The following is a 21,744-nucleotide window of genomic DNA, read 5'->3' as shown; positions in this document are numbered from 1 at the left end:
CAACAGCCTCCGTACCGTACCGGTTCGCATTCCTCCGACCGAGTCTCGCCCGAGCGGCCCGCACGGGCGTTGTTCCCGCCCGACAATCTCCGACTAGGCTCCTGTACAGGCCGGACAAGCGCGGGGGAGGGGCGGCCGGTGGTCCTGCTGGACAGGCTGATCAACGTGCTCGGCGCCTACGGCGCCCGGCCCGCGGGGCCGCGCCCGGACCCCGGCGCGGTCATCCGCGGCGTCGCCCTGCACGACCCGACCGCGCCGCGGCCGGAGGAGGGCGACGTCTTCCTCGCCGTGGGCGCGGACTCCGCAGAGCAGGCGGTCCGGCTGGCGGCGGCGGCGCGCGCGGTGGCGGTCGTGCTGCGCGGCCCGTGCTCCGCCGAGGGCGCGGTGCTCGCCGCCGGGCACGGCGTCGCGGTGCTCGCCGTGGATCCGGCCGTCCCCTGGGGGCAGATCGCCGGGATCGTCTACGGGCTGGTGCAGGAGGGCGGCGAGACCGAGTCCGGACGCGGCCCGGCCGACCTGCCCGCGCTCGCCGACACCATCGCCGCCCGGGTCGGCGCCCCGGTCACCATCGAGGACCGCCGGTTCCGGGTGCTGGCCCACTCCGACCGGCAGGAGGCGGCCGACCGGGCCCGGCTGGACACCGTGCTCGGCCGCAGGGTCCCCGAGGACCTGCAGCGCCACCTCACCGAGACCGGGGTCACCGCGCACCTGGCGTCCTCCGCGGAACCGGTGTTCGTGCCGCCCGCCCCCGAGCACGGCCTGGCCGGGCGGACCGCGGTCGCGGTCCGGGTCGGCCGGGAGGTGCTCGGGTCGCTGTGGGCCGTCGGCGACCGGCCGCTGGACGCGGCCCGCCGCGAACTCCTCGCCGAGGGGGCGCGCACCGTCGCGCTGCACCTGCTGCGCACCCGGGTCAGCGCCGACCTGGAGCGCCGGGTCGAGTCGGACCTGGTCAACCGGCTGCTGGAAGGCGGGACCGACCCGACCGAGGCGGCCGGCCGGCTCGGCCTGGCCGCCGACCGGTACCGGGTGGTGGCGCTCCAGGCGCACACCCCGGGGGAGCGGCACGCCGCGGTGCTGATGGCCTTCGAGCGGGCCACCACCGGGTTCGGCTGGTCCCGGCCCGGCCGCAGCACCGTCTTCGGCAGCACGGTCTACACGGTGCTGCCCTGCGGCGCCGACCCCGGACCGGCCCGGGACTGGGTCCGCGAGACCCGGCGCGGCCTGCCCGAGCACGTGGTGGTCAACGCCGGCGTCGGCGGCCCGGCCGACCTGTCCCGGCTGCCGGCCAGCCGCCGGGAGGCCGACGAGAGCCTGACCCTGCACGCCGCCCGCCCGTCGGAGCCGCCGGTCGCCTACGACGAGTCCTGGGACGACGTGCTGCTGCACCGGCTCCGGATGGCCTCCGCCTCCGGCCGCCGCCCCGCCGACGGCCCGGTCGCCGACCTCGCCCGGCACGACGCCGAGCAGGGCACCCGGTACGTGCCGACCCTGCGCGCCTGGCTCCTCGCCCAGGGCGACCCGGCGGCCGCCGCCCGCCTGCTCGACGTGCACCCGAACACGGTCCGCTACCGGCTCCGCAAGATGGCCGAGCAGACCCGCCTGGAACTGGACGACCCGCGGATGCGCCTGGCCCTGGCCATCGCCCTGGAGGTCTACGCGGGCGGGGAGGGCTGAGGGCCGGCCCCGGCGGCCTCCCCGGACCGCGGGGAGGGCCGGGGCGGGCGGTCTCCCCGGCCGGTCCCCGAGCCGCGGCGGCCCCGGCCGGGACCGCTTTCCCGGGAGTGGGGGAGCGGGGCGGGCGGGACTCCGCCGCCCTCCCGCCGCCGCGGCCGGAGGGGCGGCGCCTTCCCCGGGGCGGGCGCCGGCTTCGGCGGGCGGTTCGGCCGGCGGCCGCGGTGCCGCCGCCCGGAACGCGGGACCGCTCCCGGGGCGCCCGCCGGGAGCGGCCGCCCGGTCCGCCCCGCCGGAAGGGGGGCGCCGGCGGGCTCCGGCCCCCTCCGCCGGCGGCCGCGGTCAGGCGTCCCAGGTGACCGGGAGGCTCTTCACCCCGTAGACGTCCGCGGTCTCCGGGCGCAGCCCGATCTCGCCCTCCGGGACGGCCAGGCGCAGGCCGGGGAAGCGCCTGAGCAGCGCGGGCAGCGCCACCCGCATCTCGACCCGGGCCAGCTGCGCGCCCAGGCACAGGTGGACGCCGTGGCCGAAGGCCAGGTGCCCCTCGGGCCGGCGCCGGACGTCGAGGACGTTCGGGTCGGTGAAGCGCTCGGGGTCGCGGTTGGCGGTGCTGTAGGAGAGGACCACCGTACTGCCGGCCTTGACGGTCTGCCCGCCCAGTTCCACGTCCTCCAGCGCCGCCCGCATGAACGCCTTCGCGACGGCCAGGTAGCGCAGCAGCTCCTCCACGGCGCCGTCGGCGAGGCCGGGGTCGGAGCGGAGCGCGGCCGCCTGCGCCGGGTGGCGCAGCAGCGCGAAGGTGCCCAGCGCCAGCATGCTCGCGGTGGTGTCGAACCCGGCCGCCAGCAGGAGCAGGCCCATCCCCCGCAGCTCCTCATCGGTGAAGTCGCCGCCGGTGAGGTCGCTGAGGATGTCGTCGGTGGGGTCCGCGCGCTTGGCGGCCACCAGTTCGGCGAGGTAGCCCTGGGTCGCGGTGTAGGCCGCCATCTGCTCCTCCTCGGTCGCCTCCCCGCTGAGGAACGACTCGACGTCCGCCTGGAAGACGTCGCGGTCCCGGTAGGGCACCCCCAGCAGCTCGCAGATCACGATGGAGGGGATGGGCTTGGCGAACGCGGTCACCAGGTCGGCCGGCGGCCCGGCCTGCTCCATGGCGTCCAGGTGCTCGGCGGTGATCTCCTCGACGCGCTCGGTGAGGAGGCGCATCCGCCGGGCGGTGAACCTGCCCGCGAGCGGCTTCCGGTAGCGGCCGTGCCGAGGCTCGTCCATCAGGAGGAACTCGCCGGGCGGCGCCGGGGGGACGTCCATGCCGGTGACGTCGATGGTCGGGTGGAGCATGAGCTCCCTGCGGGAGCTGAACCGCGGGTCGGCCAGGACCGCCCTGACCAGTTCGTGCCCGGTGACCAGCCAGCCCTCCTTCCCGCCGGGGAAGACGTAGCGGCTGATGGGGCCGTGCTCGCGGGCTTCGAGCAGCTCGGCCGGCGGGTCGAAGGGGCAGCCGGGCGTGCGCTTGGTCGGTAGCGCGGCGATGGTGTGGACGGGGTCGCTCATGGCCGTTCCTCGTTTCAGAGTGGGGGGCGGTACGGGGGCCGTTCGCGGGCCGCGGCGGCCGGTGCTAGGCCGACGGGTCGCGGTCGTAGAGCCGCTTGGCCCAGACGTAGGAGAGCAGGGTGATGCCGGCGCACCAGGCGACCGCGGCGATCCAGGCGCCGCCGGCCCCGGTGCCGGTGAGCAGCCCGCGCAGCGTCTCGGTGATGGGGGTGAAGGGCTGGTACTCGGCGAACCAGCGCAGTCCGGCCGGCAGCGTCTCGGTGGGGACGAAGCCGCTGCCCAGGAAGGGCAGGAAGACCAGCGGCATGGGGAGGTTGCTCGCCGTCTCGACGCTCTTGGAGACCAGGCCCAGCGCCACCGAGAGCCAGGTCAGGGCGTAGGAGACCAGCGCCAGCAGGCCGAAGGCCGCGAGCCACTCCGCCGGGCCGGCCGTGGGCCGGAAGCCGATCAGCAGCGCCACCGCCGCGACCAGGACCGTGATCAGCATCGCCTGGATCAGGCTCCCCACGACGTGGCCGGTCAGCACCGAGACCCGGGCGATGTCCATGGTGCGGAACCGGGCGACGATGCCCTCGGTCATGTCCATGGCCACCGAGATGGCGGTCCCCTGGGCCGCGCTGGCCACCGTGATCAGCAGGATTCCGGGGGCGATGTAGTCGAGGTAGTCGGCGCGGGCGGCCGCCGCCCCGCCCGCGCCGACGCCCATGGCGCCGCCGAAGACGTACACGAACAGCAGCAGGAACAGGATCGGCATCCCGGCCAGGAGCAGGGTCATGGACGGGTAGCGCAGGATGTGCCGGAGCTGGCGGGCCACCATGGTGGCCGAGTCGCCGGCGGCGCGGGCGAGGGCGGTCATCGGTTCGCCTTCCGTGCGTGGTCGTCCGCGCCCCGGTTCCCGGTCAGCGCGAGAAAGACGTCGTCGAGGGCCGGGGTGTGCACCGACAGCTCCTCGGGGGCGATGGACGCGGTGTCGAGCCGGTCCAGGAGGCCGCGCAGCGAGGCGATGCCTCCGCCGCCGGGGACCTTGAGCGCGAGGGACTCGGGGTCGGTCTCGCCGCCCAGCTCCCTGGCCGCGGACTCCAGCGCGCGGGCCTCGGCGAAGCGCAGCAGGACGTGGCCGCCGGGGATCCGCCGCTTGAGCTCGGCGGCGGTGCCCTCGGCCACGATCGCGCCGCGGTCCAGGACCGCGATCCGGTCCGCGAGCCGGTCGGCCTCCTCCAGGTACTGCGTGGTGAGGAAGACCGTGACGCCGTCGGCCACCAGGTCGCGGATGATCTGCCACATGTCCCGGCGGCTGCGCGGGTCCAGGCCGGTGGTCGGCTCGTCGAGGAAGATCAGCCGGGGGGAGCCGACCAGGGTCATCGCCAGGTCGAGCCGGCGGCGCATGCCCCCGGAGTAGGCGGCGGCGGGCTTCTTCGCCGCGCCGGCCAGGTCGAACCGGTCCAGCAGCTCGGCGGCTCGGCGGCGGGCCGCGGCACCGCGCAGGCGGTGCAGCCTCGCCATGAGCATCAGGTTCTCGTGCCCGGTGAGCAGGCCGTCCACCGCGGAGTACTGCCCGGTGACGCCGATCGCGGCGCGCACCGCGTCCGGCTCGGCGGCCAGGTCGTGCCCGAAGACCCGGGCCCGGCCACCGTCGGCGCGGATCAGGGTGGACAGGATCTTCACCATGGTGGTCTTGCCGGCGCCGTTCGGGCCGAGCAGCGAGAAGATCGTTCCGGCCGGGATCTCCAGGTCGACGCCGTCCAGGACGACCTGGTCCCGGTAGGACTTGCGGAGGCCCTCGGCCGAGACGGCGGGGCGGGGGGTGTGCTCGGACATGCGGATGTCTCCCGTCTCTCCGGTCAGGCGCGGCGGACCGTGATGTCGCCGTGCACGCTGCGGGCGCGGACCTCGACGGTCTCCTCGGTGGGCGCGGGGTCGGCGGCGGCCTCCAGCGAGCTGCGCACGACGCCCTTCTTGGAGACCGCGTCCAGCCAGGCGGCGGTGCCCTCGCGGACGCCGATCTCCAGTTCGCCGTAGGAGGTCCCCACGTCGATGCGGCCGGCGGACACCCGGCCGAGCCGGACGCTGCCGTGGGTGGTGCGGGCGGTGACGGAGGCCGGGGTCCGGTCGGCGGTGATGTCGCCGTGGGCGGAGTTCGCCTTCAGGTCCCCGGTCACCGTGCCGAGGGTGATGGCCCCGCCGGAGGACTTGACGGTGGCGGAGCCGCCGATCTCCCCCGCCCGGATCCAGCCGTACCCCGTGCTGAGCTCGGCGTTTCCGGTGATGAGGTCCACGGCGATGTTGCCGTTGGACAGGGCGATCCCGGCGGCGCCCAGGCGCCCGTCGCAGCGGAAGGTGCCGAAATCGCCTGAGGCCTGGAGCCGCGAACCCGCGGGCAGCTCGACGGTGATGTCGACCATGCCCTTGCGCCCGACCACCCGGCCCAGGCCCGAGGGCTGGGGGTCCCGGATCTCGAGGCGGCCGCCGGCGTAGGCGACCTCGACCTGCTCGGCGGCGCGCTTGTCGGCCTCCTTGGCCTCGTCGCGGGGGCGGACCTCGACGGCGGTCTCGGTGCGGTCCCCGGCGCTGATCTGGACGGATCCGGCGACCAGGGTGAGGTCGACGGTGACGGGGTCGGGGGTGTCGAAAACAGGCATGGCGGTCTCCTGGAAGTGGCGGTGGTGAACGTCTCCGCTGGTCGGAGACGTGGTGGAGGCGGTGCGGCGGGGCCGGCGGCCCCGCCCGGTCAGCGGTGGGGGCCGGTCAGCGGACCCAGCCGGTGTAGCCGCGGCCGACCTGGTGGGTGCGGGCGCCGGGCCGGCGCCCGCCGCCGTCGAGCGACGCGGCCACCGCGCGCACCAGCCAGGCGTTGACCGAGAGCCCTTCGGCGCGGGCCGCCTCCTCGACCTGCGGCTTGAACCGGTCGGGGAGCCGGAGGGTGATCCGCGAGGTTCCGCCCTCCTCGGCCTCGGGCCGGGGGGCGGTGTTCCCCGGCGGCAGCGGTGACGCCGCGATGCCGTCATCGGGGGCGTCATCGAAGTCCGGTGACGTCACGATGAAGTCGGTCTGCCGTCCGCGCAGCCGCACCTCGACCGATCCGGGGGCGAGGTCCCTGGTGATCTCGTCGGCGGCGGCGGACAGGGCGTCCAGCAGGGTCAGTCGGGATGCGGGTTCGAGGGCCGCGCTGAGGCGCTCGGCGATGACCCGGGTCTCCTCGTCCCCGGCTTCGGCGGCCACCATGAGCTGGCGGCGGAGTTCGTCGACGTACGGCATCAAATCCATGACGCCATAATGATGTCATTCATGATGTCATGTCAAGTCCTCCGGGCCGGCGGTGGCGTCACCCGCCGGGACGCGGCGCCGGGACCGCGGAGGAGGAGAACACGGAGAAGGAGAGGGGACCGCGGCGAACGCCGCGGTCCCCTCTCCTTCTCCGCGTTCTCGGATCGTCCTTTTCGGGCCGGCCCGGCCGCCGCCGCACCGCGCCGGGGCCGGGCCCTCTCCCGAGGGCGGCGGGGAGGGGACGGGCCTCCCCGCCGCCGGCCGGCTAGGGCCGGATGTGCGCCCAGGGGCGGGCCTGCTCGAAGGCGTGGGCGGCGGCGAGGACCAGGGCGTCGGAGTGGCGCGGGCCGACGATCTGCAGGCCGATCGGGAGGCCCGCGGAGGAGAACCCGCACGGGACGCTGGCCGCCGGCTGGGAGGTCATGTTGAACGGGTAGCTGAACCCCGCCCAGGACGTCCAGCGCGGGTCCGGCCAGTCCGGCGGGACCTCGCGGCCCGCCTCGAACGCGGTGATCGGCATGGTCGGGGTGAGCAGCAGGTCGTACTCCCGGTGGAAGCGGCCCATCCGCTCGCCCAGCGCCATCCGGGTCGCGGTGGCGGTCAGGTAGTCCTGCGCCGAGTAGGTCAGGCCCTCCGCGATGATCTCGCGCAGCCCCGGGTCGATCAGGTGCCGCCGCTCCTCGGGGACGTTCTCCATCGCCTTGGCCGCGCCGCTGAACCAGAGCACGTGGAAGTCCTGCCGGCAGTCGGACAGCGGCGGGTCGGCGCGCTCCACCTCCGCGCCGAGCTCGGTGAACGCGGCGACGGCGGTCTCCACCGCCGCGGCCACCTCCGGGTCGACCTCCAGCCCCCACAGCGCGGGGCTGTAGGCGATCCGCAGGCCGCGCACGCCCCGATCGCCCAGGGCCGCGGAGAACGGCGCCGCGGGCGGGGCCAGTGCGCCCCAGTCCCGCGGGTCCGGTCCGGTGATCACGTCCATCATCAGCGCGGCGTCGGCCACCGTGCGGGTGATCGGCCCGGAGTGGGCCAGCGAGCCGAACGCGCTCGCCGGGTAGTGCGGGACCAGCCCCCAGGTCGGCTTGAGCGCGAAGACCCCGGTGAACGACGCCGGGATGCGCACCGAGCCGCCGCCGTCGGTGCCGGTGGCCAGCGGGCCCATGCCCGCCGCGACCGCGGCCGACGCGCCGCCGCTGGACCCGCCCGGGGTGGCCGAGAGGTCCCACGGGTTGCGGGTGACGCCGGTGAGCGGGCTGTCGGTGACGCCCTTCCAGGCGATCTCCGGGGTGGTGGTCTTGCCGGTGAACACCGAGCCGGCCTCGCGCAGCCGGGACACCACCGGGGAGTCCTCCGGCCACTCCCGGTCGGGGTCGACGGTGGCCGAGCCGCGCAGCGTGGGGCGGCCCTCGGTGAGCATGATGTCCTTGATCGAGACCGGCACCCCGTCCAGCGGGCCCGCCGGCTCCCCGCGCCGCCACCGCTCGGCCGAGGCCTTCGCGGCGGCCCGCGCCTCGTCCGCCCACACCTGGCAGAACGCGTTCAGCGCCGGGTTCTCCCTGTCGATCCGGGCCAGTACCGACTCCACCGCCTCCACCGGGGACAGCGCGCCCGAGGCGTATCTGGCGAGCAGCTCGGTGGCCGGCATCTCGGCGGGCGAGGCGGACCCGCCCTGCGCGGGTACGGCCGCTGCGCGGTCCCGTTCCGATCCGATCGTCATCGGTGCGACCTCTCTCCTCGTGACGGCCCGCGCGGTGCGGGTTCAGTGCCCGGCGGGGTACCCCCGCCGCTTGTCCACGACGTTGCGCAGCGGTTCGCCCGCGAGGTAGCGGTCGAGCTCGTCCAGGAAGAGCCGGACCAGCTCGTCCTTCCACCCCTCGACGTCGCCGGACATGTGCGGCGAGACGATGACCTGCGGCATCGACCACAGGGGGGAGTCCGTCGGCAGCGGCTCGGCGGCGAACACGTCCAGCGCGGCGCCGGCGACGGCGCCCGAGCGCAGCGCGCGGACCAGGTCCTCCTCGACCACGGTGGGGCCGCGGCCGACGTTGATCAGCCGGGCGGTGGGGCGCATCCTGCCCAGCGCCTCCGCCCCGATCAGCCCGCGGGTGGCCGGGGTGAGCGGCGCGGCGGCGACGACGTAGTCGGCGCGCGGCAGCGCCTCGTGCAGCCCGGCGCCGGGGACCTCCAGCGAGGCCTCGACCACGGTGCCGAAGTCCGGGTCGCCGGTGCGCGGGGTGCGGCCCGCGCCCTCCACCGTCATCCCGGCGGCCGAGAGCAGCCGGGCGATGGCCCGCCCGATCCCGCCGGTGCCGATGACCAGCGCGTGCCGCCCGGCGACCGGCTCGGTCTCCCGCCACTTCCAGGTGCGCTCGCGCTGCAGGTCGCGGGTGATGTGCAGGCCCTTGGCGAAGGAGACGACGAAGCCCAGCACGGTCTCGGCGATGGGCCGGTCGAAGACCCCGCGCGAGTTGGTGACCGCGGTGCCGCTCTCCACCAGGCCGGGGAACATCAGGTTGTCCACCCCGGTGGTGGCGGCGTGCACCCACTCCAGCGCGTCGGCCTTGGGCCAGGCCGCGGTGAGCGCCTCGGTGAACAGGTCCCACACCAGCAGCGCCCGGGCGCCGGGCAGGGCGTCGCCGAGGGTGTCGGCGGTGGCGTAGTCGACCGCGGCGAGGCCGGGGCGGCCGTCGATCCGCTCGCGGCCGGGCGGCGGCTCGCCGCCGTGCAGCACGACGAGGCGCGGCGCCGAGGGGGCTCCGCTGGACGGGGACGGGGTTCCGGTGGTCACGAAGGCGGCTCCGGATCGGCGGTGCGGGCCGCGGCGGTGCTCCGCCGGGCGGTTGAAACGCTAGGGACCCGCACGGTGGATTGTCAACAATCCGCAACCGGCCGTGAACTGCGATGTCGGCGGCGCTCCGGTGCGCGGCCGGGATCGGGGCCGGTGTCGGCATTGCCGCCCCCGGCGCCCCGATCGTAAGATTGTCAACAATCCGCGGATGACGCGTCTCCGCGGTGCCATCGCCCCAGCGGCCGCATAGCGAGCGATCACCGCACGGTCCCGCCGTATCCCGTGACCCCAGCCCAGCGTCGGAAGGGCCTTTGAGATGCCCAGGTACATGTCCATCTCCCTGGAGAAGCGCGGCGTCGAGTGCGTCGCCGAGCTCTACGACAAGGACGCCCCGCGCACCTGCGAGGCGGTCTGGCGCGCGCTGCCGCAGGCCGGCGACGTCCAGCACGCCAAGTACGCGCGCAACGAGGTGTACACCATGGTCCCCCGGTTCGCCGCGGAGGAGCCGGGCCTGGAGAACCCCACGGTCACCCCGATCCCCGGCGACGTCGTCTACTTCGCCTTCGACGGCGGCATGCTGGACCGCCGGTTCAAGGAGGACAAGGGGGTCGGCCACCTCCCGGGCGTGATCGACCTGGCGATCTTCTACGGCCGGAACAACCTGCTGCTCAACGGCGATGTGGGCTGGGTGCCCGGCAACGTCTACGGCGGCATCGTCGAAGGGCTCGACCGGATGGCCGAGGCCTGCCACGACGTGTGGCGCTCCGGCTCGGTCGGCGAGCGCCTGGTCTACCGCCGCATCGAAGACTGACCGCGCCGCGTGGTCCCGGTCCGTCGAGGACACCGAAGAGGAACGCACAGAAGAACGCGAGAAGGAGGTGAGTGACCAATGCGGACCGAACACACCCCGGGTTCTCCGGCATCGGGTGACGGCGGGGGCGGCGAGCGGGTCCGTCCCGAGCAGGAGACCGCCGCGACCATGGAGCTCCTCGGCGAGCCCGGACTCCTCCCCGACCAGCGGGTCGCCGACGGCCTGGTGGAGATCTCCGCCCTCACGCAGACGCCCTGGCAGTCCGGGGTGGGCGTGATCGCGCCCTACGACTTCGCCCTCGACCGCGAGCTGTGGCGGTGGGCCCCCGACGACATCTCCCTCTACGTCACCCGGCTGCCGTTCGTGCCGGTCCCGGTGACCGTCGACCAGGCGTCGGCGCTGAGCGACGGGGACGGCGCCGCGCGCGCCACCCGCGACCTGCTCGCGCCCGAGCCGCTGGTCGTCGGGTACGCCTGCGCCTCCGGCAGCTTCGTGCACGGCGCCGAGGGGCAGCGGCGGCTGCGCCGGGCCATCCTGGACGCCGGCGCCCCCGCCGCGGTCACCACCTCCGGCGCGCTCATCCAGGCCCTGGAGGCGCTGCGGCTGCGCCGGATCGCGGTGGTCACCCCCTACGTGGACAGCGTCACCGACCGGCTGCTCTCCTACCTGTCCGAGCACTCCGTGCAGACCACCTCCAGCGTCGGGCTGGGCCTGCTCGACCACATCTGGCAGGTGGGCTACTCCGAGGTGGTCCACGCGGTGCGCGAGGCCGACCGGCCCGACGCCGAGGCCGTCTTCATCAGCTGCACCAACGTGCTGACCTACGACATCATCGCCCCGCTGGAGCGGATGCTGGGCAAGCCGGTGCTGGCCGCCAACCAGGTCACCATGTGGGCGGCGCTGTCGGCGATCGGCCGCCGCGCGGTCGGCGCCGGCCAGCACCTGCTCGACACCACCGCCCACCGCGCCCCCGCGGCGTGACCCCCTTCCCGCACACCCGCAGAAAGGCGGTTCCCACTCGATGACCAGCGCGGGATTCCTCTACCCCGGATACAGCGCCGAGGACGACTACCCGGCCTTCGCCGAGCGGCTCGGCCCCGGCACCGAACTCCACCTGGTGCACACCCTGATGCGCGAGGACGCGCACCGGGTGGACGCCCTGCTCGACGTCGGCGGCTCCGACGTGCTCGCCGAAGGCGCGCGCGAGCTGCGCGCGCTCGGCGTGGACGCGGCCGTGTGGGCCTGCACCAGCGGCAGCTTCGTGTTCGGCTGGGAGGGCGCGGCCGAGCAGGCGGCCGGGGTCGCCGCCGAGGCCGGCGTGCCCGCCTCCAGCACCTCGTTCGCGTTCGTCGACGCCGTCCGGCACCTGGGCGCGGAGCGGGTCGCGGTGGCCGCCACCTACCCTGAGGACGTGGCCTCCCGGTTCGCCGACTTCCTGGCGCACGCCGGGATCGGGGTGACCTCCTGGACCGGCCGCGGCATCGTCACCGCGGCCGAGGTGGGCACCCTGGCCGCCGCCGACGTGCTGGACTGGGTCGCCTCCGCCGACCACGCCGGCGCCGACGCGGTGCTGGTGCCCGACACCGCGCTGCACAGCGCGGCGATCCTGGACGACCTGGAGCGCCGGGTCGGCAAGCCGGTGCTCACCGCCAACCAGGTCAGCGTCTGGCAGGGGCTGCGGCTGGCCGGGGACACCGGCCCCCGGGACGGGCTGGGCACCCTGTTCCGCACCCCGGCTCCGGCGGGGACCGCACCGCACCCCGCATAGGGTGCCCGAACGAGACGGGCGGGCCGCACGGGCCCGCCCGCGCCATGCGAGAGGAGGACGGGGCGGCCGGCCGGCCGGAAGGCCCGGCCGGGCGCCCCGAACGAGCAGATGACGTCCCCAGGACAACTCCATCCGGTGCCGCGGCGGTCCACCTCGGAGCTGATCGCCGACCAGCTCCGGGAGGCGATCATGTACGGCTCGCTGGCCCCCGGGGACCAGCTCGGCGAGACCGAGCTGGCCGGCAGGCTCGGGGTGAGCCGCGGCCCGCTCCGCGAGGCGATGCAGCGCCTGGTCCAGGAGGGGCTGCTGCGCAGCGAGCGGCACCGCGGCCTGTTCGTCCGGGACCTCGCCCCCGAGGACGTCCGGGACGTCTACACCGCGCGGCTGGCCGTGGAGCGCACCGCCTGCGAGCTCATCATGCACGGCAACCGGGGCGAGGCGGTGGCCCGGCTCACCGCCGCCCTGCAGGCCCTGGTGGACGCCGCGGCCACCGCGGACCGGGACGCGATGAGCGACGCCGACCAGGCCTTCCACCGGACGCTGGTGTCCTGCTCGGGCAACACCCGGCTGGAGCGGATGGCGCAGACCCTGCTGGTGGAGACCCGGATGTGCCTCACCGTGATGCAGGACGTCTACCCGGAGCCGTCCGAGCTGGTCGAGGAGCACCAGCGGATCCTGGACGCCATCACCGAAGGCGACGAGGAGCTGCTGCTCCGGCTGATCCGCTCGCACATGGTGGACACCGTGGCCCGGATCAACGGCGGCTGAGCCGCCGGGGCGCGGCCGGGACGCCTTGACCTCGACTCGAGTTGAGGTCCTAGGTTGGGCCGCATGACGACACGACGGGACGAGGACGTCCGCGCGGCCGACATCGCGGCGATCGAGCGGGTGGCCGCGGCCATTCAGCACTCCCAGATGAACGAGCTCGCCGACGAGTTCATCGACCTGTTCCGGCACGACGCGGTGTGGACGACGGGCGGCGGCAGGACCCTGCTGGGGCGCGACGCGATCGCGGAGTTCTCGCGCCGGGTGCTCCCCGGGGCGATGCGGGGCGCGAAGACCACCCTGGAGGTGGTACACGTGATGTTCATCCGGCCCGACGTCGCCGCCGCCAAGATCCGCCAGCGGCGCTGGTCGACGGTCGACGGGGAACTGGTCGAGGACGAGTTCGAGAGCTCCCCGCTGCTCATCCTGGCGAAGGAGGACGGGGAGTGGCTGCTGGCGGCCGGCCAGAACACCGGGGTGGTCGACGTGTGAGCCCCGCCCGGCGGGGCCGGCGCGGCCCGGGTGGGGGAGCGCCGCCGTACCGCGTCCGCCGGGAGGGCGCCCCCGGCGCTCCTCGGAAGGGCGCCGGGGCGGGGCGGAGGGGGCCGCGCGGCCCCCTCCGCGGAGCGGACGGCTCTGCGCTGCTCCGCCCGGAGCGCGAACGCTCACTCTTCGCAGCCGTTTCCGGAGTACCGCGAGGTCAAGCCCGCGCCGGCCGCCTCAGCCCAGGCCGCCGACGCCGACGTACTTGATCTCCAGGAACTCCTCGATGCCGACGGTGCCGCCCTCGCGGCCCAGGCCGGAGTGCTTGACCCCGCCGAACGGGGCGGCCGGGTTGGAGACGATGCCCTGGTTCAGGCCGACCATGCCGGTCTCCAGCGCCTCGGCGACCCGGAACGCGCGGGTCACGTCCTGGGTGTACAAGTAGCTGACCAGGCCGTACTCGGTGGCGTTGGCGGCCTCCAGCGCCTCCTCCTCGGTGTCGAACGGGATGACCGGGGCCACCGGGCCGAAGATCTCGGTGCTGGACAGCCGGCTCTCCTGGGCCACCCCGGCCAGCACCGTGGGCGGGTAGAAGTAGCCGGGCCCGTCCGAGGCGGAGCCGCCCACCAGCACCCGGGCGCCGCGCTGCACCGCGTCGTCCACCAGGCCCTGCACCTTCTCCCGGGCCTTGGCGTCGATCAGCGGGCCGACCTGCACGCCGTCCTCCACGCCGCGGCCCAGCCGCAGCGCGCCCATCCGCTCGCTGAGCCGGGCGGAGAACTCCTCGGCGACCCCGGACTGCACGTAGATCCGGTTGGCCGCGGTGCACGCCTCGCCGATGTTGCGCATCTTGGCCTGCATCGCGCCCTCGACCGCCGCGTCCAGGTCGGCGTCGTCGAAGACCAGGAACGGTGCGTTGCCGCCGAGCTCCATGGAGGTGCGCAGCACCTGCTCGGCGCTCTGCTCCAGCAGCCTCCTGCCGACCGCGGTGGAGCCGGTGAACGACACCTTGCGGATCCGGCCGTCGCGCAGCAGCGGCTCGGTCAGCCCGCCCGGGTCGGTGGTGGGCAGCACGCTGAGCACGCCCTCGGGCAGGCCCGCCTCGCGCAGCACGTCGGCCAGGGCCAGCATGCTCAGCGGGGTCTGCTGGGCCGGCTTGACCAGCATGGTGCAGCCCGCGGCGACCGCCGGGCCGATCTTGCGGGTGCCCATCGCCAGCGGGAAGTTCCACGGGGTGATGAGCATGCACGGGCCGACCGGCTGGCGCATCACCATGAACCGCGCCTTGCCGTCGGGCGAGGTGGAGAAGCCGCCGGAGATGCGCACCGCCTCCTCGGCGAACCAGCGGAAGAACTCCGCGGCGTAGCCGACCTCGCCGCGCGCCTCCGGCAGCGGCTTGCCCATCTCCAGGGTCATCAGCAGGGCCAGTTCCTCCTGGCGCAGCATCATCAGCTCGTAGGCGCGGCGCAGCACCTCGCCGCGCTCCCGGGGGGCGGTCGCCGCCCACGAGGACTGCGCCGCGACCGCCGCGTCCAGCGCGGCGAACCCGTCCTCCCGCCCGGCGTCGGCCACCTCGCACAGCACCGACCCGGTGGAGGGGTCCTCCACCTTGAACGTCCCCCCGGCGGCCGCGTCCCGCCGGCGGCCGCCGATGAAGAGCCGCTTGTCCACCTGTTCGACGACCTTGGTCTCATCGATCGCCTCGGACATGGCCTCTCCTCCGCTCATCAGCCGTGCTCTTCCCAGGGGCGGGCCTTCCCGGCACCCGCACCGGCCGACCGCCCGCGGAGCGGGCGGGACACGGGCGGGCGCCCTGGACAGCGCCCCAGGCGGATGATTCCATAGCGCCGTCGATTGTCAACAATCCTACGGAAGAGGTCCTGCGCATGACCGCCGAGCTTTCCCCCGTACTGAAGCAGGCAACTCCGGTCACCGCCGCCCGGGGCGAGGGCGCCCACCTCTACGACGAGGACGGCCGGCGCTACCTCGACTTCACCGCCGGGATCGGCGTCACCAGCACCGGCCACTGCCACCCCAAGGTGGTGGAGGCCGCGCAGCGGCAGGTCGCCACCCTGGTCCACGGGCAGTACACCACGGTGATGCACCGCCCGCTGCTCCGACTCACCGAGCGGCTGGGCGAGGTGCTGCCCGAGGGGCTGGACCGGCTCTTCTACGTCAACTCCGGCAGCGAGGCGGTCGAGGCCGCGCTGCGGCTGGCCCGGCAGGCCACCGGCCGGCAGAACGCGATCGTCTTCCAGGGCTCCTTCCACGGCCGCACCATGGGCGCCGCCTCGCTGACCACCTCCGGGGTGAAGATCCGGGCCGGGATCGGGCCGCTGATGCCGGGCGTCGCGGTCGCCCCCTTCCCCTACGCCTACCGGCTCGGCATGACCGAGGAGGAGGCCTCCGCCTTCGCCCTGCGCGAGCTGGACCTGCTGCTGGCCTCGGTCTCCTCGCCCAAGGACACCGCGGCCTTCTTCATCGAGCCGGTGCTCGGCGAGGGCGGGTACGTGCCGGTCCCGCCGTCCTTCCTGGCCGGGCTGCGGGAGCGCGCCGACGCCCACGGCATCCTGCTCGTCGCCGACGAGGTGCAGACCGGGTTCGGCCGCACCGGCCGGTTCTGGGGCATCGACCACGCCGGCGTCCGCCCGGACATCGTCATCACCGCGAAGGGCCTGGCCAGCGGCTTCCCGCTGTCGGCCATCGCCGCGCCGCACGCGCTGATGGAGAAGGCCTGGCCCGGCTCGCAGGGCGGCACCTACGGCGGCAACGCGGTCTCCTGCGCCGCCGCCCTGGCCACCCTCGACGTCATCCAGGAGGAGGGCCTGGTGGACAACGCCGCCCGGATGGGCGAGCGGCTCCTCACCGGCCTGGCCAAGGCGGCCGAGAAGCACCAGCGCGCCGCCGACGTCCGCGGCCTGGGCCTGATGGCCGCCACCGAGTTCACCGCCCCGGACGGCACCCCGGACGCCGACACCGCCGCCCGCGCGCACAAGGCCGCGGTCGACGCCGGGCTGCTCCTGCTGACCTGCGGCCCCTACGGCAACGTGGTGCGGATGATCCCGCCGCTGATCGTCGACGCCGACCAGGTCGACCAGGCGCTGTCCATCTGGTCCGGGGCGCTGGAGGAGGCGGGGGCCTGAGCCGCCGGGGAACCGCTCCCCGCACGCCCGTGAGGACGGCCGGACCGCGACCATGGTCCGGCCGTCCCCGCATGCCCGCGCCGACCTGATCGGAGCCGAACCGCGGCTGTCGGGTCGGGGCGGGGGCGCCGTTCCTAACGTGGGCGGTGAACGAGGGAGGCAGCGATGCTGGACCGGTTGAACGAGGCGCTCGAACAGGTCGAGAGGGACCCGGGCGGGCCGGTGGACGCGGCCGCCATGGCGCGCGCCGCGCTCACCTCCGAGCACCACTTCCGGCGGATGTTCTCGACGCTGGCCGGGATGCCGCTCGCGGAGTACGTGCGCCGGCGCCGGCTGACCCTGGCCGGGGCCGAGGTGATCGGGGGCAGGGACACCCTGCTCGACATCGCGGTCCGCTACGGCTACGGGTCGGCCGAGGCCTTCGGCCGGGCGTTCCGCGCCATGCACGGGGTCGGTCCGGGCGAGGCCCGCCGGACGGGCGCCGCGCTCAACTCCCAGTCGCGGCTGACCTTCCACCTCACCGTCGAAGGGAACACCGCCATGCGCTACCGCATCATCGAGAAGGACGCGTTCCGCCTCATCGGCCCCAGGGCGCGGGTCCCGCTGATCTACGAGGGCGTCAACCGGCCCATGGTCGACTTCGTCAAGGGCCTCGGCGACTCCGTGCACGAGCGGATCGAGGAGCTGTCCGACCAGGAGCCCCGCGGCGGCCTGGCGGTCACCGTCACCCACGACCCCGACCAGCGCGAGGGCAGCGACATCGACTACTACCAGGCGGCCGCCACGTCGGCCGCCGAGGTCCCCGCGGGCATGGAGGCCCTGGACGTCCCGGCGGGCCCCTGGGTCGCCTTCCGGTTCGACCGGGCCCGCTTCCCCGAGGAGATCCAGCGGATCTGGGTGTACGCCTACGCGGAGTGGTTCCCGTCCAACCCCGCCTACCGGATCCGGCGCGGCCCGTCCATGGTGAAGGCCGAGTACGAGGGGGACCTGGCCACCGGCGAGGTGTGGATGCCGGTGGAGAGGACCGGCGGGTAGCCCCGCCGCCCCGACCGCCGCCCCGCCCGGCGCCGGGCGGGCCCCTAGGCTGGCGGCATGGACGGGCAGGGAGCGGGCGGCCGCGCGGTGCCGTGGCGGGCACGGGCGGTCGACGCGGTGCTCTGGGCCGCGTGCACCGGCCTCCTGGCCGCGGAGCTGGGCGGGCTCCGCGCCGACCCGCGGCCCGAGACCGCCGCCGCGGCCGCGCTGCTGGCGGCCGCGTTCGGGATCCGCCGGGCGCACCCGTTCGCCGCGGTGTGGGCGGCGGCCGCGCCCGGTACGGCGGCGAGCGCCGCGGCCGTCCTCGGCTTCGCGGAGTCCTTCCCGATCGCCTACGCCCTCCCGTGCGCGCTGCTGGCCTTCGAGGCCGGGCGGCGCTCCGAGCGCACCGCGCCGGCGGTCGCGCTCGCCGCCGGGGTGCCGCTGGCGATGCTGGCGGTCTACGCCGCGGTGTGGGTGCGCGGCGGCGACCTGCGGGCCGCGCTGACCGGGCTCACCGACTGGGCCGCCGGCCTGATCGCGGTGCTCGCCGCCGTGCTGGCGCCGTGGCTGCTGGGCCGGTTCCGCCGGCGCCAGGCGGAGCTGCGCGCCGCCGGATGGGAGCTGGCCGAGCGGCTGGAGCGCGCCCGCGAAGCCGACCGGGACCGCGCCCGGCTGCGCGAGCGGGCGCGCATCGCCACCGAGATGCACGACTCGCTCGGGCACGAACTCGCCCTGCTCGGAGTGGGCGCCGCCGCGCTGGAGATGACGGCCGGGACCGGCCCCGGAGCCGAGGAGCGGCGGAGCGCGGCGGCCGGCCTCCGCGCCTCCGCGCACCGGGCCGCCCTGCGGCTGCGCGAGATCATCGGGGTGCTGCGCGAGGACGGCCGCGAACCCTCCGGGCCGGGCGCCGAGGAGGGGGAGGAGGACGTCGCCGCGCTGGTCTCCCGCTGCGCCGGGGCCGGGATGGCGGTGCGGCTGGTCCGCGAGGGGCCGGACGTCCCCGCCGGGCCCGCCGGCCGCGCCGTGCACCGGGTGGTGCAGGAGGCGCTGACCAACGCCGCCCGGTACGCCCCCGGCGCGCGGGTCCGGGTGCGGGTGGTCCGGGAGGGCGGCGCGACCGAGGTCCGGGTCTCCGACGGCGGCCCGCCCGGCGGGGCCGCCGGCCCCGCCGCCGCGGGCACCGGCTCCGGCCTGGCCGGGCTGCGCGCCCTCGCCGAGGGGATGGGCGGCTCCTTCCGGGCCGGACCGGAGCGGGGCGGCGGCTTCGCCGTCCGGGCGCGGATCCCCGACTCCGCGGAGCCCGGGGAGCCACCGGCGGGGGAGCCCGGCGGGGCGACCGGGGCGGCGCGGTACCGCGCCCTGATCCGCGCCGGCGCCCGGCGCCGGCTGGCGGCCGCGGTCGCACTGCCGCTGGGCCTGGGCGCCGCCGTCGCCGCCCTGGGCTTCCTGCTGCTGTGGGGCGTCAGCACGCACACCGTGCTGGCGCGCGCGGACTACGAGCGGCTGCGCGTCGGCGACGACCGGGGCTCCGTCGAGCGGGTGCTGCCGGTGTTCGACTACGACCCCGGCCCCCTCCCCGGCGAGCCGCCCGCCCCGTCCGGCTCCGCCTGCGCCTACTACCTGGTCTCCGCCGAGAGCGGCCTGCCGCCGGTCTACCGGCTCTGCTTCGCCGACGGCCGCCTGGCGGCCAAGGACGTCATCGCGCGGCGGGAATGACCCCGTCCCGGTCCGGGGGGCGGGGCCGCTTCGCGCCGCGCGCTCGGAGGCGCCGCAGGGCCCCCGCCGTGACCGGCCTGCCGCCGGCATCGGCGGGGATCGGGGACTCGACGTCGCCGCGGCCGCTGGGCCGTGCGCCGCCGCCCCACTTCCCCGTTGATCTTGGCGCTGCGGGGGTATCAGGGCGCCCTGATACCCCCGCAGCGCCAAGATCAACGGGGCGGGTCCGCTGCCGGGCGCTCCGGGCGACCGGCCGCACACCCACCAGTCTCTGAGGCGTGTCGCGCGGCTTGGCGCGGCGGACATCCGGAGCGATGGGGAGGGCGGCGGGCCTTCCTCGCGCCCAGAGCCGGCGCCGCCGCGGCCCCCCGCAGGCCGGGGCCGCCGCTTCCCGCGCCTGTGCCGCCAGAGCGCATCCGACCGCCGCACCCGCCGGCTTCGGGGCGCCTTCGGGCCGCTGCGCGCCCGCCCGGCCGCGGCCGCATCCCCGGCGCCGTCCGGCGGACCGGCACCACCGCCCTGCCGGCCAGGGCCCCTCCCCGGGTGCGCGCTCCGCTCCCGCCGGGGCTCCGCCGGTAGGCTGGGCCGGTGGCCGAGCGGGCGGAAGAGCAGCGGAGCGGCGCGGGCCCGGTGATCCGGGTGGTGCTCGCCGACGACGAGCGGATGCTGCGCGCGGGCATGCGCGCCATCCTGTCCGCGGCCCCCGGGATCGAGGTCGTCGGCGAGGCCGCCGACGGCGCGCAGGCCGTCGACCAGGTCCGCCGGCACCGCCCCGACATCGCCCTGCTGGACGTGCAGATGCCCGGTACCGACGGGCTGGCCGCCACCGAGGCGATCACCGCGGAGCTCCCCGGGACCGCGGTGGTCATCCTGACCACCTTCGGTGAGGACGCCTACATCGCCCGGGCGCTGGGCGGCGGCGCCCGCGGCTTCGTGCTCAAGACCGGCGACCCGAACGACCTGATCGCCGGGTTGCGCGGGGTGGCCGAGGGCGGCGCCTACCTGTCCCCCGAGGTCGCGCGGCGGATCATCACCGAGCTGCGCGGCACCGGCGCCGAGGGGCGGATGTCGCGCGGCGCGGCCGCCCGGGAGAGGACCGCGCCGCTGTCGGCCCGCGAGCGCGACGTGCTGGCCCTGCTCGGGGAAGGGCTGTCCAACAGCGCCATCGCCGACCGGCTGGGCATCGCCCCGGGGACGGTCAAGGTGCACGTCGGGTCCATCCTCACCCGGCTCGACCTGGGCAACCGGGTGCAGGCCGCGGTGCTCGCCTACGAGGCGGGCCTGGTCGCCGGAGACCCGTTCCCGCCCTCCGGCTGAGCCGCCCGGCGCCGCTATGCCGATCGGGGTAGCCGGCCGCAGACCGCCGGGTCATGCGCCCGGCACCGCCCGGCGGCGAGGATCCGGGCATGCAGAAGAACAGAGAGCCCTCCCCCCGCCGGCTGCGGGTCCGCTGCTACGCGGCGGCCGCGGCCGTGCTGGCCGCCTGCTGCTCCGCCCCGGCGGCGATCGCCGCGGCGACCGACCCCGAACCGGTCCGCCTCGCCCCGCCCGAACCGGCCGGCCCCTACGCGGTCGGCCAGGTCCGGCTGCACCTGGTCGACGAGGGGCGCGGCCACCCCTGGGTGGAGGGGGCCGAGCGGCGGGACCTCATGGTCACCCTCTGGTACCCGGCCGCGGAGGGCGGCGGCGAGCGGGCCCGCTACGTGCCCGAAGCGGTGGAGGGCGTCCTCGACGGCGAGCTGGAGCAGGCGGGGCTGTCCCGCGAGGCGATCGACTTCGCCGGGTCGCGGGTGAACGCCGCGATCGGCGCGGACCCCGCCCCCGGCGCCGGCCCGATGCCGGTGCTGCTCTACTCGCACGGCTTCAACCAGACCCGGCACCAGGCCACCGCCCAGCTGGAGGAGCTGGCCGGCCGGGGGTACGCGGTGGCGGCCATGGACCACCCCTACGAGTCCTCCGCGGTGGAGCTGCCCGACGGCCGGGTGCTCCGGGACTCCGTCCCCGGCGGGATGGACACCGCGGAGATGTACCGGGAGGCGACCGGGGTCCGGGTGGCCGACGCCGGCCTGGTGCTGGACGCCCTGGAGGAGGCGGCCGCCGGGGGAGATCCCGCCGCCGGCGGCGACCCGCTGCCCGACGGGCTCGGCGCGGCGCTGGACCTCTCCTCGGTCGGCATGTTCGGCCACTCCGCGGGCGGGCTGACCGCGGCCGAGGCGATGCTCGCCGACGACCGCATCGACGCCGGGGCCGATCTGGACGGCAGCCTCGCCTACCACGTCGGCGACGAGGAGTGGGCGGAGTCCACCCTGCGCGGCGCCGACCGGCCGTTCCTGCTCTTCGGCGCCGGGACCTCGGGCGGCCGCGGCCACCCGCACACCAGCGAGTACAGCCCCGACTGGCGGATGTTCCGGGACGCCTCCGCCGGCGAGGTGCTCGAACTCCATCTGGCGAAGGGGGAGCACATGGGCTTCATCGACACCCAGTGGTACGTCCCGCAGGTCGAGGCCGCCGGCTGGACCGGCGGCCCGGTGTGGAGGCAGACCGTCGAGGCGTCGATCGGCACCGTCGACGCGGGGCGCAGCGTCGCCGCGCAGCGCGCCTACCTCACCGCCTTCTTCGACGAGCACCTGCGCGGCGAGGAGCGGCCCCTGCTGGACGGCCCCTCGCCGGACCACCCGGACGTGTCGTTCATCGACTGACCGGCCGCCCCGGGCCGCCCGACGGGGCGGTGCGGGCGGCGGTCCCCGCCGGAGGCGGCAGGACGGCGAGGCGG

At 75.9% G+C, this 21,744-nt stretch carries 19 protein-coding genes; 11 read left to right on the top strand and 8 right to left on the bottom strand.

Annotated features, from left to right (window positions below):
* The first annotated feature begins 138 nt into the window (after positions 1–138).
* A complete protein-coding gene (locus J0910_RS01410; RefSeq protein ID WP_420156690.1) occupies positions 139–1,674 on the top strand; it encodes a PucR family transcriptional regulator in 1,536 nt (511 codons plus the stop codon).
* Positions 1,675–2,013: 339 nt separating this feature from the next.
* On the opposite strand, the gene J0910_RS01405 is transcribed toward J0910_RS01410, so the two are convergent.
* The 7 genes from J0910_RS01405 to J0910_RS01375 all read right to left on the bottom strand — a co-directional run bounded on the left by J0910_RS01405 (position 2,014) and on the right by J0910_RS01375 (position 9,268).
* The gene (locus tag J0910_RS01405) at positions 2,014–3,219 is read right to left on the bottom strand and encodes a cytochrome P450 (RefSeq protein WP_420156689.1); all 1,206 of its coding nucleotides are present in this window, start codon (positions 3,217–3,219) and stop codon (positions 2,014–2,016) included.
* A 64-nt stretch (positions 3,220–3,283) separates the two neighbouring features.
* The gene (locus J0910_RS01400) at positions 3,284–4,075 is read right to left on the bottom strand and encodes an ABC transporter permease (RefSeq protein ID WP_420156688.1); all 792 of its coding nucleotides are present in this window, start codon (positions 4,073–4,075) and stop codon (positions 3,284–3,286) included.
* On the bottom strand, positions 4,072–5,037 hold the full coding sequence (locus J0910_RS01395) for an ATP-binding cassette domain-containing protein (RefSeq protein WP_420156687.1): 966 nt from the start codon (positions 5,035–5,037) through the stop codon (positions 4,072–4,074). Before J0910_RS01395 ends, J0910_RS01400 begins: the two co-directional genes overlap by 4 nt.
* A gap of 23 nt (positions 5,038–5,060) precedes the next feature.
* Complete coding sequence (locus J0910_RS01390; RefSeq protein ID WP_420156686.1) at positions 5,061–5,858, bottom strand: DUF4097 family beta strand repeat-containing protein; 798 nt, start codon at positions 5,856–5,858, stop codon at positions 5,061–5,063.
* A gap of 106 nt (positions 5,859–5,964) precedes the next feature.
* Positions 5,965–6,483 (bottom strand): histidine kinase, encoded by a 519-nt coding sequence (locus J0910_RS01385; RefSeq protein WP_420156685.1) that lies wholly within the window; start codon positions 6,481–6,483, stop codon positions 5,965–5,967.
* Between the two features lie 265 nt (positions 6,484–6,748).
* The gene (locus tag J0910_RS01380; protein ID WP_420156684.1) at positions 6,749–8,197 is read right to left on the bottom strand and encodes an amidase; all 1,449 of its coding nucleotides are present in this window, start codon (positions 8,195–8,197) and stop codon (positions 6,749–6,751) included.
* Between the two features lie 42 nt (positions 8,198–8,239).
* Positions 8,240–9,268 carry a D-2-hydroxyacid dehydrogenase gene (locus tag J0910_RS01375; protein ID WP_420156683.1) on the bottom strand — a complete coding sequence of 343 codons (1,029 nt, stop codon included), beginning with the start codon at positions 9,266–9,268 and terminating at the stop codon, positions 8,240–8,242.
* A 328-nt stretch (positions 9,269–9,596) separates the two neighbouring features.
* On the opposite strand from J0910_RS01375, the gene J0910_RS01370 reads away from it, so the two are divergent.
* From J0910_RS01370 to J0910_RS01350, 5 genes are all read left to right on the top strand, one after another.
* Complete coding sequence (locus J0910_RS01370) at positions 9,597–10,079, top strand: DUF3830 family protein (RefSeq protein ID WP_420161860.1); 483 nt, start codon at positions 9,597–9,599, stop codon at positions 10,077–10,079.
* Positions 10,080–10,157: 78 nt separating this feature from the next.
* Entirely contained in the window at positions 10,158–11,060 is a 903-nt protein-coding gene (locus J0910_RS01365; RefSeq protein ID WP_420156682.1) for a maleate cis-trans isomerase family protein, read from the top strand.
* A gap of 40 nt (positions 11,061–11,100) precedes the next feature.
* Positions 11,101–11,847 (top strand): maleate cis-trans isomerase family protein, encoded by a 747-nt coding sequence (locus J0910_RS01360; protein WP_420156681.1) that lies wholly within the window; start codon positions 11,101–11,103, stop codon positions 11,845–11,847.
* A 108-nt stretch (positions 11,848–11,955) separates the two neighbouring features.
* Complete coding sequence (locus tag J0910_RS01355; protein ID WP_420156680.1) at positions 11,956–12,615, top strand: GntR family transcriptional regulator; 660 nt, start codon at positions 11,956–11,958, stop codon at positions 12,613–12,615.
* Between the two features lie 63 nt (positions 12,616–12,678).
* Positions 12,679–13,104 (top strand): SgcJ/EcaC family oxidoreductase, encoded by a 426-nt coding sequence (locus tag J0910_RS01350; RefSeq protein WP_420156679.1) that lies wholly within the window; start codon positions 12,679–12,681, stop codon positions 13,102–13,104.
* 228 nt (positions 13,105–13,332) lie between these two features.
* Here the strand turns inward: J0910_RS01350 and J0910_RS01345 are convergent, their stop codons facing one another.
* Positions 13,333–14,805, bottom strand: coding sequence for an NAD-dependent succinate-semialdehyde dehydrogenase (locus J0910_RS01345; RefSeq protein WP_420161859.1), 1,473 nt, complete (start codon positions 14,803–14,805; stop codon positions 13,333–13,335).
* Positions 14,806–14,981: 176 nt separating this feature from the next.
* Here J0910_RS01345 and J0910_RS01340 point away from each other — a divergent pair, with 176 nt between their 5' ends.
* The 5 genes from J0910_RS01340 (at position 14,982) to J0910_RS01320 (ending at position 21,670) form a co-directional block, all read left to right on the top strand.
* Positions 14,982–16,238, top strand: a complete 1,257-nt coding sequence (locus J0910_RS01340) for an aspartate aminotransferase family protein (RefSeq protein WP_420156678.1) — start codon at positions 14,982–14,984, stop codon at positions 16,236–16,238.
* A 165-nt stretch (positions 16,239–16,403) separates the two neighbouring features.
* The gene (locus tag J0910_RS01335) at positions 16,404–17,273 is read left to right on the top strand and encodes an AraC family transcriptional regulator (protein WP_420156677.1); all 870 of its coding nucleotides are present in this window, start codon (positions 16,404–16,406) and stop codon (positions 17,271–17,273) included.
* Between the two features lie 57 nt (positions 17,274–17,330).
* A complete protein-coding gene (locus tag J0910_RS01330; protein ID WP_420156676.1) occupies positions 17,331–18,971 on the top strand; it encodes a sensor histidine kinase in 1,641 nt (546 codons plus the stop codon).
* A gap of 630 nt (positions 18,972–19,601) precedes the next feature.
* Positions 19,602–20,288, top strand: a complete 687-nt coding sequence (locus tag J0910_RS01325) for a response regulator (RefSeq protein ID WP_420161858.1) — start codon at positions 19,602–19,604, stop codon at positions 20,286–20,288.
* 89 nt (positions 20,289–20,377) lie between these two features.
* The gene (locus J0910_RS01320; RefSeq protein ID WP_420156675.1) at positions 20,378–21,670 is read left to right on the top strand and encodes an alpha/beta hydrolase family protein; all 1,293 of its coding nucleotides are present in this window, start codon (positions 20,378–20,380) and stop codon (positions 21,668–21,670) included.
* Positions 21,671–21,744 lie beyond the last annotated feature (74 nt).

This window comes from Nocardiopsis oceanisediminis, assembly GCF_048595525.1.
GTDB lineage: Bacteria > Actinomycetota > Actinomycetes > Streptosporangiales > Streptosporangiaceae > Nocardiopsis_A > Nocardiopsis_A oceanisediminis.
Note: the sequence above shows the minus strand (reverse complement) of the source record. Positions and strands in the feature narration are given on the sequence as shown.